Source organism: Pseudovibrio sp. Ad46 (assembly GCF_001623065.1).
In the GTDB taxonomy this organism is placed as follows: domain Bacteria; phylum Pseudomonadota; class Alphaproteobacteria; order Rhizobiales; family Stappiaceae; genus Pseudovibrio.
This window is the reverse complement of sequence record NZ_LMCG01000010.1, coordinates 1-17,564: the sequence shown is the minus strand read 5'-3', so window position 1 is coordinate 17,564 and position 17,564 is coordinate 1. Positions and strand designations below refer to the sequence as shown.

Here is a 17,564-nt window from a genome sequence, read left to right as displayed (position 1 = left end):
CTCCGTCATTAAGCGAATGGCAGCTATGGTCACACCGCTACATACGCTCGCATATCTATGCAAACAGGGCCAACACCGGACATTGGAGCGTTTCCATCAACGGTTGAGATCGTTCGCAACGGGGGATTACGAGCACCGTTGAGAGATACTAGAGATTGGTTTTGAGAAGTCACCAGCACCTTGGGACTATTCTCGGAGAGCGAATAAGTCTCACACCGATAAGCTACTCTATTCTCGTGCGGCAACGACTAACGATATTAGCTGTTTGAACTCGCGCCGCGAGATAAAGCGATGCTCGATGCAATACTCGGTTTCACGAGTAGCTGCTTCGCGACATGAAAGAATAAGCTGCTCGATAGCCTCTTCACCAGTCATTTTTTCACTGTGGATCAATGATATGAACCGCTTCAAGAACTCAGTGGTGTCTGATTGGTGGATGACAATCGTATTCCATTCCGGGATCACTATGAGGGCCTGATTTCCCAGTCCCCACGCCCAGAAAGTCCCCTCAGGCAGACCGGTCTCTGGGCTGGGTATCCACCACAGATATCCATGCCCCCTCGCAATCCGCCAAGGCCTGTTTCAGTGAAATTAGACGTAATGAGGCTTGTCCAGTTTTCTGCAAGAATGTGTTGTCTGCCAGCAAGTCCGCGATTGAGATAGAGATTTCCAACTCTTGCAAGGTCACGCAAAGACATTTTCAAAAACTGTCGTCAGCGCGTTATAGTCCCAGTTGTTGTAAGCCCAGATAGTACCTGGCTGGTTTTCTGTGTGTCTCAAACGCCTGTCGATATCTGCTAGCATACTACCCAATGCGGCAGCCGGGTGATTAATACCTGAAACACTTTGCAGCAAATGACGCACGGTTGTCTGTCGCTGCAACTCTGTCAGCGAAACCGGGGCGTCATCAATTCCCAGCTCCAGAAGTGTGGCATCAAGGCGCAGTTCGTTTGTAGGCGAAGCCAGTTGCTGGCCGAATAGAGCGCTTAGAATAGATTTTCTTATAGAATGAATACTGTAGGGTTTTGAAAGATTACCGAAGGCACCAACTCTTTGACCATCGGTGATGATCATGAAGGAATCTGTGCTTAAACTAACAGCGTAGTTGAAAACTACATCCAGCCCTTTTGTATCCCAACCTAAATTCTTGATTTTAGTTGAGTCACGTCCAAACTTCGGGTGAGCCGCGCTTGACGTCCTAGTCCACGTTCTCCGGTCTGTATGAGATAAGTCAGCACGGATGCAGCAATCAGTACGAAGGCTAGCACAACTAACAGATAACGGCGATTCATGCTAATTACACTCCCAAAAACTCAGTCCTTGGAATTCAAATTCCAGCCACCTACAAGACATGTCCCCGTGCTCCAAGGCCTGTAAATGATGCTGACGTTGCGATGAAATCAACTTAGAGTGGCACCAGTCACAGTAGCGAGTGTAACAAGCTTCTCTTGGTTGATAGCATTGCTAGGAACAAGAAGTACCGTTGGCAATGTGGACATATGAAGTGGAAAGGCACAGATTTTGCCGTGATCCGTGGCAGGCGTGATGAGTTGGGGGGCAACAGCCCATAACTGGAGTGTCGGGTCAACTGCGGACATTCGGGCGGATCTAGCAAGAGTTGAATGGCAATCTCTGCATAAGCTATGCAAACGGCTTACACGTAGAAGGCTCGAATTGGTCTGAAATCAGTCCCCTTTCCGAGTGTTGGGTTAGTAGTGGCGTTTCGATCGGAGAATGTAAGGTGGAGAAAGCGTAGATCTGCCTGCAGAGCAGGTTGCCTTAAGCGAGTAAGAGGCGGAGCTTTGCGGGCGCTAACTGAAGCATGTAATATGTTCGACTGGCGGTGGTGCGGCGGTATCTCCTCGGTTACACACATAAGCACCTCCAAAATGGATGAGTGCTATAAATAAACAAGTTCAAGTCTACAACAACCTGAACAGCCGATCTCACCACCTAGTCAAGCAGTTTAAGTAGAAGGCAGTTGGTCTTGCTCGCTCTCTTTCTAGAGAGCTAAGTTCAGAACCAATACCTTTGTTTTTAAACTTTAATGTATAGCCCAAAGCAAAGTCTCTCATAACTATTTTGCGTTGTAAGCATAGTTGCCTTCAAATACTCAATCATCGATGGCATCAAAATGATAATCGCAGATTCCAGGTCTGTTATTGCTAAGTTTAATAGGAGTAAGAAGAGCAACAGCCTGAGTGACTAACTTTGATGTGGGAGAAATGCCAGTTAGCAGCTTGATGATACCCCTTTGTCGTCAAGGATCGAAGAAGTACCCAATGACTTCGCTAGCTGGAGTGGTCCTATTATAGTTTTAAGGAGCCTCTACATGTTTACCTTGGTATTTCTCCCAAATTATTCCTTAGTTATTTTAAGGTTACATCTTAACGTCAATGTGCTTGTCTAAGTACAAATCAAATATAATTATATAAAAACTAATCATAATTAGATTAATTAACGTATAGACCACAGCAATATAGCATTAAAATTATTTGTGTTGCTGCCGTTGTGAGGCCAATCTACTTTTTGTCGCGGCTCTACTTGAGGATGGCGATGTTTAGACCCCAATTTTTTAAACAAGAAACCCCCTCTCTTCAGTTGAACAGATCTTCAAAAACCTGGAACGGCGTACCCTGCTGCGTGCTTGCAAGACGTAGCTTGAGCCATTTCACATCTAGTGTGTTTTCTTGAAAGGATTATCCTTTGCTACGAAATCTCTTGACTGCTGCAGGCTTTGTGCTCGTAGCCCAAGCCTTGATCCCGCCCCCCGTGCAAGCCGATACCACCCAGCAAAGCGAGGAGCAAACGGAAGAAACAAGTTGGGTTAACTGCGCCGATGAGGGCAAGCACTGCTATCCCGACAGCGACGGCGTCATCACCATGCGATACGGTGAGGGAGATAATTATACCTACATCCTCGCTCAGGGTCTGGATAGAATTTCCTGCAACAATTTCTGGGGCAACCCGTCGGATGGTCAAAACAAGAAGTGCGCCTATACGACAGCGAACCTACTGAAAGTCGCACCTGAGGGTAGCTATATTGAAGTTGCGAAGGAAGGGGCGACGTTCAACCTTCCTGATACAGGTAAGATGCACTGGATCCGATATGGCAGCAGCAACAGCTGGATGTACACCGTGATGTCCGGTGATGGCGAGCAAACAGTGGCATGCACCAACGATTACTTCAACTACAACCCGCTCAACGGCACCGACAAGGTATGCCAGTACAGCAGTAGCGCGTACTATACTCTGTCAGAGGATAACACGCTCACAGAGTGCGCTACCGAGGGACAAAACTGCACTCCGCAAGTCGGCGATGTCGTTCTCATGCGTTATGGCACTGACAATCAATTTGATTGGCGCTTTTTGCATTCAGCAGACAGTATCTATGAATGTAACAATGAAACCTTTGGACCAAATCCGGCCCACGAAACCAAGCGTTGTTATTGGATGGCCGTAGCACCATCTGTTACCAGTACATTTGGGGTCTGGTCAAAAATCCAGTCTTGTCAAGGGCAAGGATGCTCGATTTCGGAGCAACTTTCAATCGGTACCTCACGCACCAATACTTGGTCGACGACGGCAGAATGGACAAGCACAGTCACAGAATCTATGGAGGAAAGTTTTGAGGTTCTTGGCGCTGGTGGAAAGGTCAGTGAACAGGTGTCAATGAGCTTTGCATTGTCAGAGACCTTCCAAACGGCGCTATCACAGTCTGTGACAAACACCTTTACTGCTACATGCAATCCAGACAAACATGCCACAAATCGAGTACTTTTCCAGTTCCAGACAAATACAACTGAGAGCTGTCTGGAGACTGGAAAGTGTACAGGAGCCACCGATACACAAGACTATGCCTGCATTTCTAATCCGCCGGCTGGCTATGGCGGTCCACAATGCGTTCCCGGTTATTGCAGAGAAGATGATCCACTCTGCCTAGAGCCTTGTGCTGAGTGATAAGTATCTTAAAGGCGGCGTCCTTATCTTGCGCCGCCTCTCCATTCAACAAACTGAGTTCACACACAAAATTCGGCTACAACCCTAAAGCTGTCGCTCCATACGATGCTTTTCTTGTGATAATCCTTCGCGCAGTTTCTCAATTAAGAACTCGGCTTGCGGTGTAAGAACACGGCCCTGGATCCGATTGACGCAGACGTTGTAGTCCATGGACACATCTAACGGTAAAACTTTGATGGCGGCATCTTTAGGTGGATGAAAGGCTGTTATCATATCAAGAATACTCAAGCATTCTAATGAATCTACAAGTAATGGCAGTTGGCTGGGCGCATCCGCGCTGATCCTGGTATCTGGAACGACACCCACATGCTCTAAGGTTCTCAAAATGAGCTTACCATACAATGTAGATTCTGACGGTAAAATGCTCGGGTACTTGCCAAAATCAGAGACGGAAACTTTCTTCTGAGTTGCAAGTTCGTGCGTAATTGGCATGATGCCCACCATCCGCAAGGTGGTCAAAACCACACTTTCAATATCTGGATGGGGCAGCTTAGGAGTTCCTATTCCAAGGTCAATTTCCCCTCTGCGCAGCTTCCAAATCTGAGTATCCCGTCCTCCAACAGAAACAATCAGATTAATATCTGGCCAACGATCTCTCACGGCCCGGATAGCATCACTGAAGAGGCGAAGTTGTGCTCCAGGTACAACAATCATCACCCTGAGGACTTGCTCACTACCGCGTCGCAGTGATTGAACAGACTGATCAATATGCTCAAGCTGATCAAACATATCTTTACATTCTTGGTAGAGCGCATCTGCTTCTACGGTTGGTCGCAGGCGCCCCTTTTCGTTGACGAAGAGGTCAAATCCCAATGCCCGTTGAAAATTACTGATATGCTTACTAACGGTAGGTTGCGCAAGTTTAAGCTCTGACGCTGCCTGAGTAAGACTTCCATTTTCATAGATTGCTCGAAAGATCTCAAGTCTCTGAATGGTCAATGTACTCAATTACCCTCCTCCGCCTCATAGCTTATAGCTATAGGGCCTTCAATTTCTTTTTGTTGCGGTGATCTAATGAGTTGCTTACTCACAGTCCGTAGTTTTAGTAGAGCGCAAAATGGAAATGGAACGAACCGAATGTAATGAGCGATGATAAGTAACGAGAGCCCGCATTCCGCGTTACAATTAATCTCTATGTTTAACTCGAGGTTGCGATAGTGTGCATTTCGGACTGAGAGATCTATATTCGCCGTTAGTAGATGTCAATAATACAGCGATTAATTTTGATGTCTTTAAGTAGTAATGGGATATATTCTCAAATTAAAATTATATTAGTATGCAGTAAGTTTAGATAATATCGAAATATCAAGTAATGTGAAAATATAATACTTGTCACCCAACTGAAGCTTAAGGTGGTACTTGTCCGATTGGTGCCACAGCTGCTCCACATAACCAAGACGACGCCCGTTAGCTGCTGTGCCTCAGACCCGCCTTCCAACCAGATAATCCGGTGAACGTCACAGTTTCAAATTACACGTGACGATAAGATTAGAGACCTTAGTTTATGGATACTCAGATGCTTTCTGGTATTAGATTGCGAGTTGTTGTTTCGACTCTTGCGGTTATTGCAGTGATGCTTGCGCTCCAAAGTGCTTTAAGCTTGCTTAAGTTTCGAACACTGGTTGTCGAGGCAACATCATCTCGGTTGCAAGTCACCGCGAGCGCTATTGACGTGGTTATCCGGCGAGCGGAAGCTGTCGGCCTGAGCATGCATGAAATATCCGATCTGGACGCTTTGATCGAACGCGAGCGCTTGCGCGACCCAAAGATTCATCAAATTATTCTCTTAGATCTTCAGGGCACTATTCTGGCTCATTCCGGAGATCGCAATGTCTTGCAAGAAGATATGAATGAGGTTCTGCCCGGCGTTCTAACGAGTGATGATAAGACCATAACACGTGAAAGTGGGGAGTATCTGTACGCTGGCCGCATACTGCGCGACTCTTTAAACTCCATTATGGGAGCTATTTTAGTCTCAGAGCATACTAAGGAACTATCAGCAAAAGTGAGAAACACATGGTCCCGTCTCACACTTATGTATCTGGGTATTTTTGCATTCGTTGCGATCTCGATAGGCCTTTTCTCCTTGTTCCAATTACATGTTCGAAAGTCTTACTTCAGGAAGTCTGGTAAAGCGGATTTGGGAACTCTTGACCCCAAGGGATCTGATGAGCTGCAAAAACAGATATCGAAGGGCAAGAGAATGCAAGAAACAGCACTACTTGACCTTTCGAAAATGTCTAGTGTCAGCGCAGTCACCAAACTGAGCGATAGTCTTGAGGAAAGTTGACGTGACGATATTCTCAAGATTCTCAAGGCACTTTTTGCTGACTATGTCAGTTGCTATGTCAGTGGCAGCATTTCTAAGTGTTGTTGTTACTCTGGCGGAGTTTAACTCTGGCCTAAACCCATTTTTGCTTGCAAAGGCACGGAGCGTTAGCGAAACCGTCAAGCAAAATCTGGAATATGCTAGCGAGATTGGCATTCCGTTCTCTGAAATCAGAGGAGTTAAAGAGTACCTCACTGATCTAACTGCAGAACACAAGGAAATAAGTGGAATTTCTATTGTTGCAGTTAACTCTTCGGTGCATTTAGGAAAGAGTGAGACACTCCCCTTGGAGCGTGCGAGTACCGAGAGCAATGCCATTTTACTTGCTCAGCAAACCTTCGACTCCCTCTCGAAATTAGGAGTTTTTATTTTTGGTTCTGGCAACAGAAAACAGACGGTATTAACGGATGTAGTTGTGAATGGTGCTCCTGTTGCTCGAGTGCAAACCACTTTGGATGAGGAGTACGTCAACAGTCAGCTCACCAGTATCTTTCTTGATACATTTGTTCTTCTCTTGGCGGCATGTCTGATTGCGGTTGAAGTCGTGATTGTTTGCGTCAGTTCAACCATAACAGTGCCACTACGTCTTGTTGAATCAGCCCTCTTAAAGTGTGCTGGAGGGCATTTGGGCACATATCTTGGCTCTGACCGCAAAGATTGGGCCGGTCGGTTCATTGCAACGATGAACCGGCAAAACGCCAAAATTCGTAAAACGCTTGAGCAACTGCAGCAGGCAAAAAATATATCACGCGAAGAGTTGCGTACTTTCGCTAAGAAATACAAGTTGTATCGTGTCGAAGAAGGTAACAAGGCGTCTATTGCAGATGCACGGATACCACTTTTTGTATTTTGCTTAGCTGATGAGCTTCAAAAGTCGTTTCTACCGTTTTTCTCCATGGAGTATTACGGTGAAAACGATTGGTTCGAAAAAGACATCATGACGGGCCTGCCGATTTCAGCCTTCATGCTGGTCGTCGCTATCATCTCACCGTTTTCAGGGCAGCTTATCGAACGTTTCAGCAACAAAAAGCTTTACCTCGCTGGTTTGGTACCTGCAATCGGTGGTTACATATTCTGTATTTTAGCCCAAGACGCAACTGACATTGTTATTGCTCGTTCGGTCACGGCAATCGGTTACGGGATTATTACAATTAGTTGCCAGAGTTATATTGCTGCTGTTGCAGAAGAAGGAAGCCGTGCAAAGGCAATGGCAACCTATGTTGGTGTTACCATGACAGCCACTATGTGTGGAACAGCAATTGGTGCAATTTTGGCCGATTGGGTTGGTTATAAGCCAGTTTTCGTAATCGCTATCAGTCTTATAGTCCTTGCAGGTATTCTGGGTTGGCGAATGCTGCAAAACGAGTTGCCAAGCTTCAAGTCGGATACCGTCTCAACAACATCAAAAGCAGGTAAGCCTTTGATAACGCTCATAGGAAATACGCAGTTCGTGGCAATCCTGATGTTTTGCGCAATTCCGACCAAAATCGTCCTCACAGGGTTCCTCTATTTCTTTGTTCCAATCTATCTGGCCAGTCTGGATGCCAGTCAATCTGAGATTGGTCGAATTATGATGGCCTATTCCTTGATTATTATACCAATCAGCCCACTGGCCTCTCGTCTCTCTGATCAGCTTGGAAAAAATCTTTCCGTGATCACTTATGCAACAATTGCGTCAGGAGTGGCTCTGATGGCTCTATACCAAAACACGAACATTATCGCTGTGTTTATAGTGGTCGCGTTGGTAGGCCTCGCTCATGCCTTCATCAAGGCTCCCATCATGGTTGCGGTCATGGAAGCAGTCGAGAAGGAGCAACAAATTAGCAGAACTGGTGCGCTGAGTTATCTTCGTATGTTTGAGCGTGTCGGCAGCGCTGCTGGTCCACTTATCGTAGCAGCACTGCTTGTAAAGCAAGAGTATACCACTGTTGCCGCACTTCTCGGTGCTGCGATTATTGGCTCGGGACTCATAATGCTTCTGGTTTCACGCTCCTCAAAGCAGGAGGTGCAAGCTCATGCCTAAAGTGATGTTCATCATAGTTGCCCTTGTTTTAATGGCAGGGGCAACAAGAGCCAGAGAGGACGACTCGGACGCTTATCAGGTGCACATGGTTGTTTGGCGTGGCTGTGAAGAGGCTTGTAAAAGTTTCACTCATTACTTCAAAAGCAGAAAGCTTCCTGTAAACGTGGTCGTCACTGATGTGGCGAAAGACAAAAGCCTCTTGCCGGAAGTGAAGCAACTTCTCCTCAAAGAGAGACCCGATCTTGTTGTCACCTGGGGGACTTCAGTCACGCGTTCTCTCATTGGCACGATTGCAGATTACGGTATAGGCTCAGGTTTGGGTGACATCCCATCCCTTTTTATGATTGTCGCAGACCCGGTTCGTGCAGGCATTATCGTAGACCATGAAACCTCAGGGCGGCCCTTGGTAACTGGCGTGCATAATCGTGTGAATGAGACTGTACAGCTCAAACACATTTTTGAGTACCAACCCATAAAGCATCTCGCGGTTATTAACGAGCTGAACGCAGTTAACTCTCACCAGAACACTCAAAAGTTGGCGGCACTTTCAGATCAACTGGGTTTTGAGGTCATTTCTCTTGAATATAGTCTTGGCGCGGACGAACGGGCAGATCCAGCAGAAATTCCGCTCAAGATTGCCGAGGCTAAAGCCCTGGGCGCTGACGCGTTATATGTTGGATCCAGCTCCTTTAATCTCGAAAACCGGCAAAGTTACACAGAAGCTGCAATATCAGAAAACCTGCCGGTTTTTAGTGCATATGAACAAATGGTTCGCGATGGCCTGGCCCTTATGTCTGTTTCTAACAGCTACAAAAACGTAGGTAAATTAGCAGCTTCTCAGGCCTACGAAATTTTATTCAAAGCAAAGTCGCCTGGAGCACTATCAATCAGGGCTCTCGAACGATTTTCAGTACTCGTAAACATGCAAGCCGCAAACCGATTGAGCCTCTACCCTCCTTTGTCGATCATTAGCATCGCAAAGATTGTTCAATGACAATTGTATTAGCTGATTGGCACTCATGGCCCTGACAGGCTGCAAGTTAACTTGATCATCACCGCGGTCTAATACCCGCGCTTTGCGCTGGATTTCGCCACTGAGGTGTTGTGCAGCAGAGCTCGCATTCACCCTCCTCCGCTTCATAACTAATAGCAATAAGTCCTTCAATTTCTTTCTATTGTGAAAGTCCAAGGCCTAACTATTTTCTGCAAATGAAAATGCTGAGAAGTTGGATACTAGAAGAAGGGTAAGCAATGCAGTTTTCAGGTTACAATACTCAAATCAGGAAACTATCTCAGATCTTTACCTGGGCAATTCTGGCTTTGGGTGCTTTGCAATTTCTGCTCGGAATTGGGGGCCTCGAACAAAAACCAGCGGAGATCGACGCGGCTGGCTACACGCGCTTCCATGTATTTTGGGGTATGGGACTCTTGATTGCCGTTCTTGGAAAACTCATCCTACTTTACTTTGTAGACAAGCGCAGACTTCTCAACAAGTCGCACCATTGGTTTTTACGCCTATCAATCACAGTGCTATTTGCTCTTCTTGTTGTTTTACCTCTCGTTGGCGGAATGAGATTGGCAGCAAATGAAGGACTTGGCAGCTCTTTGGGGCTTACTGTGGTTAGTTGGATGCATGGGGAAAGCGTAAATTTTCTAGCGGAGTTGCACACTGCACTGGCCTATACGCTTTGCTGTGCCACAATTGTCTACGGCCTGAGCTGGGTGGCAAATTACATTCACTCTGTAAATAGAGAGCTGTCCCACATTGTTATAGAGGATCCATATACTTAGATGTGGAGCTCCGCAGTAAAGCTACACCGGAAACTCTATCAAGTGTCATTCAATGAAGGGCGATTGTTAGTCCATTCGAAAAACATCATGCCTCCGATTGATTTCCAAGCATTGTTGCTGGCGACCCTTGCATTTTGCCAAATGCTCACGCCCGCTCAAAACGCTGATCCACTCACTTGGCGTTGATGACAACCATCGCCGCCTCTAGCATGTTATGCGGCTGGTGCAGTCTTATATCCAAGATTTACTCTATATTTTTTGCCATTGATGCACCTCGTAAAAGAGACCGCATTCATCATCCTCTGCTTCATAGCTAATAGCAATAATGCCTTCAATTTCTTTCTGTTGTGAAGGTTCAGGGGTCTAGGTATTTTCAACCCATGAAGAAATTGGAAGGCTTGGCAAAGATGGTTTGAGCCTGACGAAATGAGCGGCAATAAATAGCAAAAAGCCACCTTTTTTATCTGATCCAATTGCCCATTTTTGCTCTCCACCGCTCCAATCCGAATGAGTGGCAGCAACCGTTACGCATGAGCGCGTTGCCCATAAAAAGTGTCCATCCGAACCAGAAGCACTTCGCAGGTACCATTTTACTCATTTCGGGAAGCCATACCCAAAACTGACGAGTGTTCCTGAACAGGCATCGACAAATTCCGCGTCATTTCACATCAAAACGATCAGGTTTTGGAGTGAGATGGATACATCAAAGATTTTGAACCAAGAGTTCCAATAGCCGCATGATTACGCCCCCTTCAGGAACATATTTCGATCATTTTCTGGACCATCTGCGGTGCGGTGGGTGCATGACCAAAGTGGCCGGCACTACAGCAAGTCGAGCGCCCTATCTTGCGGCAGGGCTAATTGTATCAGGACCTTTGATGTTGTCCGTAGCAACCGACGCCTTTGGGCAGACTTGGGAAGGTAACCACTCGACCGACTGGTTTGCTGAGGACAACTGGTCTGGGGATATTATCCCGAATGGGGCACGAAGTGTTTACATCGATACCACAGCACCCAATCCGACCAATGTAACGGATAAAACCACCAACGGAACGGCAAAGGCAAAAAATCTGAGTGTGGGCTACAACGGCGAAGGAACTCTGACAGTATCCGATGGCGGCGTTGTGAATAGTAACTACGGCTATATCGGCTATAACAGAGGTTCAACTGGCGCCGTTGAAGTGACCGGCATCGGGTCAACCTGGGACAATTCGGTGGATCTGAGTATCGGTGACAATGGTAACGGCACTCTGACGGTGTCCGATGGCGGCATGGTGAGTAATTGGTACGGTCACATCGGTTATAGCAACGGTTCAACCGGCAGTGTTGAAGTGACAGGTACCGGATCAACCTGGGTCAATTCGGGCATACTAGCTGTCGGAGGATCTGGCAATGGCACTCTGACGGTATCCGATGGCGGTACGGTGAATAGTGACTACGGCTATATTGGCCGTTACAAAGGCTCAACAAGCATTGTTGAGGTGACCGGCACCGGATCAACTTGGGGCAATTCGGGCAATCTGAGTGTCGGCCGCGATGGGGATGGCACTCTGACGGTATCTGATGGCGGCACGGTAAGTAACGAATCTGGCTATATCGGCCGTTACAAAGGCTCAACCGGCATTGTTGAGGTGACCGGCACCGCGTCAACCTGGGACAATTCAGAGAATCTATATGTCGGCCGCGATGGCGATGGTACTCTGACGATTTCCAACGATGCAACAGTGAGTGTGTCCGGGGTGACCCGGCTGGGTTCTAATTCAACGGGTTCTGGCATTTTGAACATCGGTGCGGGTAGCGGCGATACGGCTGCTGCGGCTGGTACGCTTGATGCATCCACGGTTGAATTCGGAGCCGGAACCGCAACGCTGGTTTTCAACCACACGGGTGAAATTGGTACCTATCAGTTCGGCGCTGACCTCTCCAGCACCGGTTTCGGAACGCATACGATTGTGCACGAGGCCGGCTGGACAGACCTGGGCGGTAACAACGCAAGCTTCGCCGGAGACACAGAAGTCAAAGGCGGCACTCTGTCCGTGAGCGGGTCACTGGGCGGCGCTACTGGTCACATCGGCTCTAACAGTGGCTCAACCGGCACTGTTGAGGTGACCGGCACCGGAGCGACCTGGGACAATTCAGGCAATCTGGTTGTCGGTGAACATGGCGGAGGCACTCTGACCGTATCTGATGGCGGTGTAGTGAGTAACAACTTCGGTTTTGTCGGTTTTAGTAGCGGGTCAACCGGCAGTGTTGAAGTGACCGGCACTGGATCAACCTGGAACAATTCGAGCCGCCTGTATGTCGGTTATGATGGCGAAGGCACTCTGACGGTGTCCGATGGCGGCGCGGTGAGTAACACGATCGGCTATATCGGTTCTAGCAGCGGCTCAACCGGCAGTGTTCAAGTGACCGGTACCGGGTCAACCTGGGACAGCTTGGGCAGTCTATTTGTCGGCGAACATGGTAATGGCACTCTGATGATTTCCGAGGATGCAACCGTGAGTGTGTCTGGGGTGATGCAGCTGGGTTCTAATTCAACGGGTTCTGGCGTTTTGAATATCGGTGCGGGCAGTGGTGAAACGGCTGCTGTAGCCGGTATGCTTGATGCTCCAGCGGTTGAGTTCGGAGATGGCACCGGGGTGATCAACTTCAACCACACGGATAGTGACTACACCTTTTCCGCGGATATCAGCGGGGCTGGCAGTGTCAATCAGCTTTCCGGCACTACGATCCTGACAGGGACGAACACCAATACCGGCAGCAACATAGTTTCCGGTGGCAAGCTGGTTGTTAATGGCACCATCGGTAATGTGACAATCAATGGCGGCACCCTTGGTGGCTCAGGCACAATCAACGGTTCGGCAACAGTCACAAGCGGAACTCTTGCTGCAGGCAATAGCCCCGGTACGCTAACGGTCGGCGGCAACCTTAGTCTGACAGCTGCCTCAGTCCTCGACTTTGAACTCGGATCGCCGTCTGGTACAGCGGGCGTGGACAGCGACCTCATCGCCGTTGGCGGTGATCTGACGCTGGATGGATCGCTCAATGTCACCGATGCGGGTGGTTTTGACGCCGGGGTCTATAACCTGATCACCTATGGCGGCAGTTTGACAGATAACGACCTTGAAATAGGTCTAGCGCCAACGGAATTCTACTACGACATCCAAACCGCCACGGAGGGGCAGGTCAATCTGTTGGTCAATGCAAACCTGCTGAGTTTTTGGAACGGGGCGGTAGCCAGTGCAGACGGCACCATTCATGGCGGCTCGGGGGTCTGGAGTGCAACTGGTACCAACTGGACTAATACCGACGGCTCGGGAAGCGCAGCACACGATCCAGACAGCTTCCTGATCTTTCAGGCTGATGCAGGTGCTGTCGCGGTAGATAGTGCTGGGGTGTCTGTCTCCAAAGGCATGCAGTTTGTGACGAACGGATACAGTATTTCGGGCGGTGATATTGCACTAACAGGAGCAACTGCGATCCGGATCGGAGATGGCACTGGTGCAGGTGCAGGATATTCGACCGTCATCGCCTCCAATTTGACCGGAACCGGTTCTCTCAAAAAGACTGATCTTGGAACACTCATCCTGACTGGCACTAACACCTATTCCGGTAACACCACAGTGTCTGGTGGAGCGCTGGTTGTTGATGGTTCCATTGGCGATGTCACGATTGACGGCGGCAGTCTTGGTGGGTCGGGTACTCTGGGAGCAGTTACAGTCAACTCCGGTGCTGTGATCGCGCCAGGTAACTCCATTGATACGATGAACACGACATCGACTGTTTTCAATGCCAGTTCGGTTTATGAGGTTGAGCTGAACGACGACGGCGCTGCAGCGGGTGTCAATAATGATCTGCTGGCTGCCAGTGACACCGTCACGATCAATGGTGGAACGGTGCATGTCTTGCCGGAAAGCGGAACTGATGACGGATCGACCTATACCGCTGGCACGATTTACACCATCATCACCGCAGATGGCGGCATTAATGGAACATTCGTTTCCCCTACACCAACCGATGATTTTGCATTCCTCAATTTTACCCTGTCCTATGGTGCTAATAGTGTTTTTCTGACTTCAGAACTTGCCACGCCCACGTTCTGCGTTTCAGGAATGAGCGCCAATCAGTGCGCGACGGGCGACGGTGTGTTTTCGCTTAACAGCGGGCCTTTATACAACGTAGTGCTCAACCTTTCAGGTGAAGAGGCACCGCAGGCACTTGATCACCTCTCTGGCGAAGTACACGCTTCGATCAGGACAGCGCTGCTTGAGGACAGCCGCTTTGCACGCGAAGCTGCGCTGAACCGTATGCGCATTGCAACGGGAGCTGTGGCCGCCGACGGACAGGCACAGGCCGAAAAACGTATCAGCGAGAACGCCACCTTCTGGGGGCAAGGCTTTGGCGCCTGGGGGAGCTGGAGTGGAAACCGCCACACTGCAGGGCTTGATCGCTCGATCGGCGGGTTGTTTGTGGGAGGTGATGTCCTGATCGGTGATAATACCCGTCTTGGAGCTTTTGGCGGTTATGATGATACCAGGTTAGAGGTGATTGGCAGAAAGTCCTCTGCAACAGTAGATACAGTGTATTTTGGTGCCTATGGTGGAGCTCAGTTTGATGCTCTGGGGCTCCGTGTTGGTGGCAGCTATGTATGGCATGATATCGACACAGCACGCACGGTTGCTTTTACTGGCCTCTCTGAAAACCTGGCTGGTTCCTATGATGCGCGAACTGCCCAGCTCTTTGGTGAGGTGGGATATCGGTTTGATCACAACACAAGCAGTCTGGAACCTTTTGCCAATGTGTCCTACGTCCGCTTATCCAGCGATGGGTACTCTGAAACTGGTGGCACAGCGGCTCTGACGGCTGGTCACGAAACCATAGATAGCACCTTTACCACTATCGGGCTGCGAGTAACAACCCTGGCTGACCTTGGTGAGTTCAGCGCGAAGCTTTCAGCTCAAGCCGCTTGGCAGCATGCGTTCGGCGACAAGGAGCCGTTTGCCAGCCATGCCTTTAATGGTGGAAGTGACTTCTCTGTCGCGGGTGCGCCTGTTGCCAGAGATACCCTAGTGCTTGATGTGGGCGCTGCAGTTGACCTGGGAGAGGATGCAGCCATCGGATTGTCCTACAATGGTCGGTTCGGTTCTGGGCTCACTGATCAGGGGCTCAGGGCAAACCTTACCCTGCGTTTCTGATCATCCTTGGGCCACCACCACCGCACAGATCATCATGCCCGCCGCCGGGGATCAGCAGCGGTGGGCAAGCCATCTTAAAACACACTGAGTACCAAAATACGCCATCTCCATCATCTTATACCGGCCTTGAGCATGAGACGCATGGCGACTGGACTGTTGCCTGCGCGCTCACCGCATCGTCCGATGGTCACAGCACCAAACACTGTTCCATTTTTCAACAACAGTTTGCGTGCCAGACCCAACAATAAGCACTGGCAATCGAACTTATACCCGTAGACGATAGTGCTGAGGGCACGCTCATTTTTCTCCTTCCGTCTCAGCTTATGTGCCGGACAGATGCTAGCAACTGTCATTTACTTACCTGCGTTCTTGCAGTGTAGCGAACGGCAGATAAGTCCGAACTTCTTACGCCTCTAAAAATGTGGTATTTGCTACCTTTATCAGAATGCTAGGTGGGAGCCACTATTGGTTGAGAGCATGTTCCAGCTATAGATACCGCAAAGGGGCGCGAATGCCCGATTTTGGTCAAAAGCTTCATGTGGTGCTCGCAATTATCCAAATAAATACCTCCAAATGCCTGTAGCGGAGTTCTCATTCTCGTCCTTCCAATCCAGCCTCAATCCGTTCACCAATCGTCTCTGACAGTACCCGGATTGGATGGGCATCATGGTTCACATAGCGATTGGTGATGGTCACGTTGCGGTGGCGTAGAAGGTGGCTGATGAGGAAGGCGTTGCTGCCTGCTTGGGCTGCGAAGGTGCCAACCGTGTGGCGCAGATCGTGAATACGTACATCAGGAATGTTGGCATGGACGCGGATGCGCTGCCATGCATTCTCAATTACTTCAATCGAAATGGGGCGTGTCGGATCTTTACAGCCGGGCAAAACATATGGTGAAACATCCACTCTTGGAATATCAGAGAGGATTTCGATCACATTGGTACTTACCGGATGAGGTTTACGCTCATCCCCCTTTCTTGAAGGCAGTGCAATCGTGCCCAACTCAAAATCAATATGCTTCCATTTCAGGGTTGTGATCTCACTCAAGCGTGCACCGATGTAAAGGAGCAGACGTAAGCAATAAAGAGCTCTCGGTTTTATAGGTGTCTTCCGCTTTGCAATATCTTTGGGCAAGTGCTTGGCTGTGCCCTTCCCAGCTTTTATGATCCAGGGAAGCCCTTAATGTGTCGCGAGTTCAAGGGTCCGCCCCAATCTTTGCAACTCTTCCTCTGACAGGAAACGATCACGCCCGTTTTCTTTATAACGCTTGACCAACCGAACCGGATTAGTGTGCTCTGGCCGTAGTCCCCATACTTCAGCCAGATTGAACACCTTAGATAACACCGCCAGAATCTGATTGGCTTGACGAGGTGTTGCTCTCAACGAGTGGTGCAGCTTTACAATATCCTGCCGCCTGACAGAGTTGAGTTTCATTTGCCCCAGTCGTGAATGAACACACCGCTTTAGGAGACGTTCAATGTCTTTCATTGTCTTGGGCTTATTATGAACCTGCACATGTTTGCTCATGTAAGTATCAAGAAGAACATTCACTGTGGGAGCAGATCGTTTGCTTTCCCGCATTAACAAGGGATCATCACCGTTATGGACCTTCGCCAGAACGTTGGTCGCCAGATCTCTGGCTTGATCAGGTGTCAATTCGCTATATTTCCCATGGCTCATACGACGGGAGCGGCCTTCATGCGTGCGATATTGCACAATGAATGTTTTTGCACCGCTTGGCGTCACTTGAAGACCAAACCCTTTGAGCTTGCTATCCCAGAGGAAATGTTTTCTGCTTGCTGACCTTGCCGCATCCACCGTTCGCTTCGTTATGTTCGGCATAGACACACCTCTCCCGCTGACGGCTTGTGACAAGAGCCACCACACATACGAATTTTGAAGTTGTAAAACGTCCCCGTTTGCCGCTGTTTCTGACGGCCTGACAGCTTGTGACGACCTTTGGGCTTTCTTTTAGGACCTGTGTAAAACACCATCCAAACCGTCATAGGTCAGAAACTATCTGCTTGCCGTTCTGTGCCAGCACTATGTAAGCAAATGTATGAGATTGAGCGCGAAAAGCTGTTCCCCATCGAAGCCTTATGGACAGATCGGTTAATTTGAATAAGGGAGTGTTTTGGCTCATGATCATGAGATTAGGAGTGAACAATGGGGCACAACACACGGACCGCCAGCGCTGCAGCTGAGA

The 17,564-nt window shown here is 48.8% G+C and carries 11 protein-coding genes; 6 read left to right on the top strand and 5 right to left on the bottom strand.

Going from position 1 to position 17,564, the window contains the following annotated elements:
• Nucleotides 1–684: 684 nt before the first annotated feature.
• Entirely contained in the window at nucleotides 685–1,074 is a 390-nt protein-coding gene (locus PsAD46_RS28330; protein ID WP_208981668.1) for a serine hydrolase, read from the bottom strand.
• A gap of 1,632 nt (nucleotides 1,075–2,706) precedes the next feature.
• Between PsAD46_RS28330 and PsAD46_RS04225 the strand changes: the two genes are divergently transcribed.
• Nucleotides 2,707–3,960 carry a hypothetical protein gene (locus tag PsAD46_RS04225; RefSeq protein WP_153040675.1) on the top strand — a complete coding sequence of 418 codons (1,254 nt, stop codon included), beginning with the start codon at nucleotides 2,707–2,709 and terminating at the stop codon, nucleotides 3,958–3,960.
• A gap of 84 nt (nucleotides 3,961–4,044) precedes the next feature.
• Here the strand turns inward: PsAD46_RS04225 and PsAD46_RS04220 are convergent, their stop codons facing one another.
• Nucleotides 4,045–4,968, bottom strand: a complete 924-nt coding sequence (locus tag PsAD46_RS04220) for a LysR family transcriptional regulator (protein WP_063306213.1) — start codon at nucleotides 4,966–4,968, stop codon at nucleotides 4,045–4,047.
• Nucleotides 4,969–5,524: 556 nt separating this feature from the next.
• Here PsAD46_RS04220 and PsAD46_RS04215 point away from each other — a divergent pair.
• The 5 genes from PsAD46_RS04215 to PsAD46_RS04190 all read left to right on the top strand — a co-directional run bounded on the left by PsAD46_RS04215 (nucleotide 5,525) and on the right by PsAD46_RS04190 (nucleotide 15,358).
• Entirely contained in the window at nucleotides 5,525–6,310 is a 786-nt protein-coding gene (locus PsAD46_RS04215; RefSeq protein WP_063306212.1) for a hypothetical protein, read from the top strand.
• A 1-nt stretch (nucleotide 6,311) separates the two neighbouring features.
• Nucleotides 6,312–8,372, top strand: a complete 2,061-nt coding sequence (locus tag PsAD46_RS04210) for an MFS transporter (RefSeq protein ID WP_208981667.1) — start codon at nucleotides 6,312–6,314, stop codon at nucleotides 8,370–8,372.
• Entirely contained in the window at nucleotides 8,365–9,366 is a 1,002-nt protein-coding gene (locus PsAD46_RS04205) for an ABC transporter substrate binding protein (protein WP_063306211.1), read from the top strand. Before PsAD46_RS04210 ends, PsAD46_RS04205 begins: the two co-directional genes overlap by 8 nt.
• A 257-nt stretch (nucleotides 9,367–9,623) precedes the next feature.
• Nucleotides 9,624–10,163, top strand: coding sequence for a hypothetical protein (locus tag PsAD46_RS04200; RefSeq protein WP_063306210.1), 540 nt, complete (start codon nucleotides 9,624–9,626; stop codon nucleotides 10,161–10,163).
• Between the two features lie 803 nt (nucleotides 10,164–10,966).
• Nucleotides 10,967–15,358, top strand: coding sequence for an autotransporter domain-containing protein (locus PsAD46_RS04190; protein ID WP_193776906.1), 4,392 nt, complete (start codon nucleotides 10,967–10,969; stop codon nucleotides 15,356–15,358).
• Between the two features lie 110 nt (nucleotides 15,359–15,468).
• Here PsAD46_RS04190 and PsAD46_RS04185 read toward each other — a convergent pair whose 3' ends face one another.
• From PsAD46_RS04185 to PsAD46_RS28320, 3 genes are all read right to left on the bottom strand, one after another.
• Nucleotides 15,469–15,711 carry a hypothetical protein gene (locus PsAD46_RS04185; RefSeq protein ID WP_063306208.1) on the bottom strand — a complete coding sequence of 81 codons (243 nt, stop codon included), beginning with the start codon at nucleotides 15,709–15,711 and terminating at the stop codon, nucleotides 15,469–15,471.
• A gap of 238 nt (nucleotides 15,712–15,949) precedes the next feature.
• Nucleotides 15,950–16,492 carry a site-specific integrase gene (locus PsAD46_RS28325; protein WP_208981666.1) on the bottom strand — a complete coding sequence of 181 codons (543 nt, stop codon included), beginning with the start codon at nucleotides 16,490–16,492 and terminating at the stop codon, nucleotides 15,950–15,952.
• Between the two features lie 45 nt (nucleotides 16,493–16,537).
• Nucleotides 16,538–17,200: an Arm DNA-binding domain-containing protein gene (locus tag PsAD46_RS28320; protein WP_208981665.1), complete on the bottom strand. Its 663-nt coding sequence runs from the start codon at nucleotides 17,198–17,200 to the stop codon at nucleotides 16,538–16,540.
• Nucleotides 17,201–17,564 lie beyond the last annotated feature (364 nt).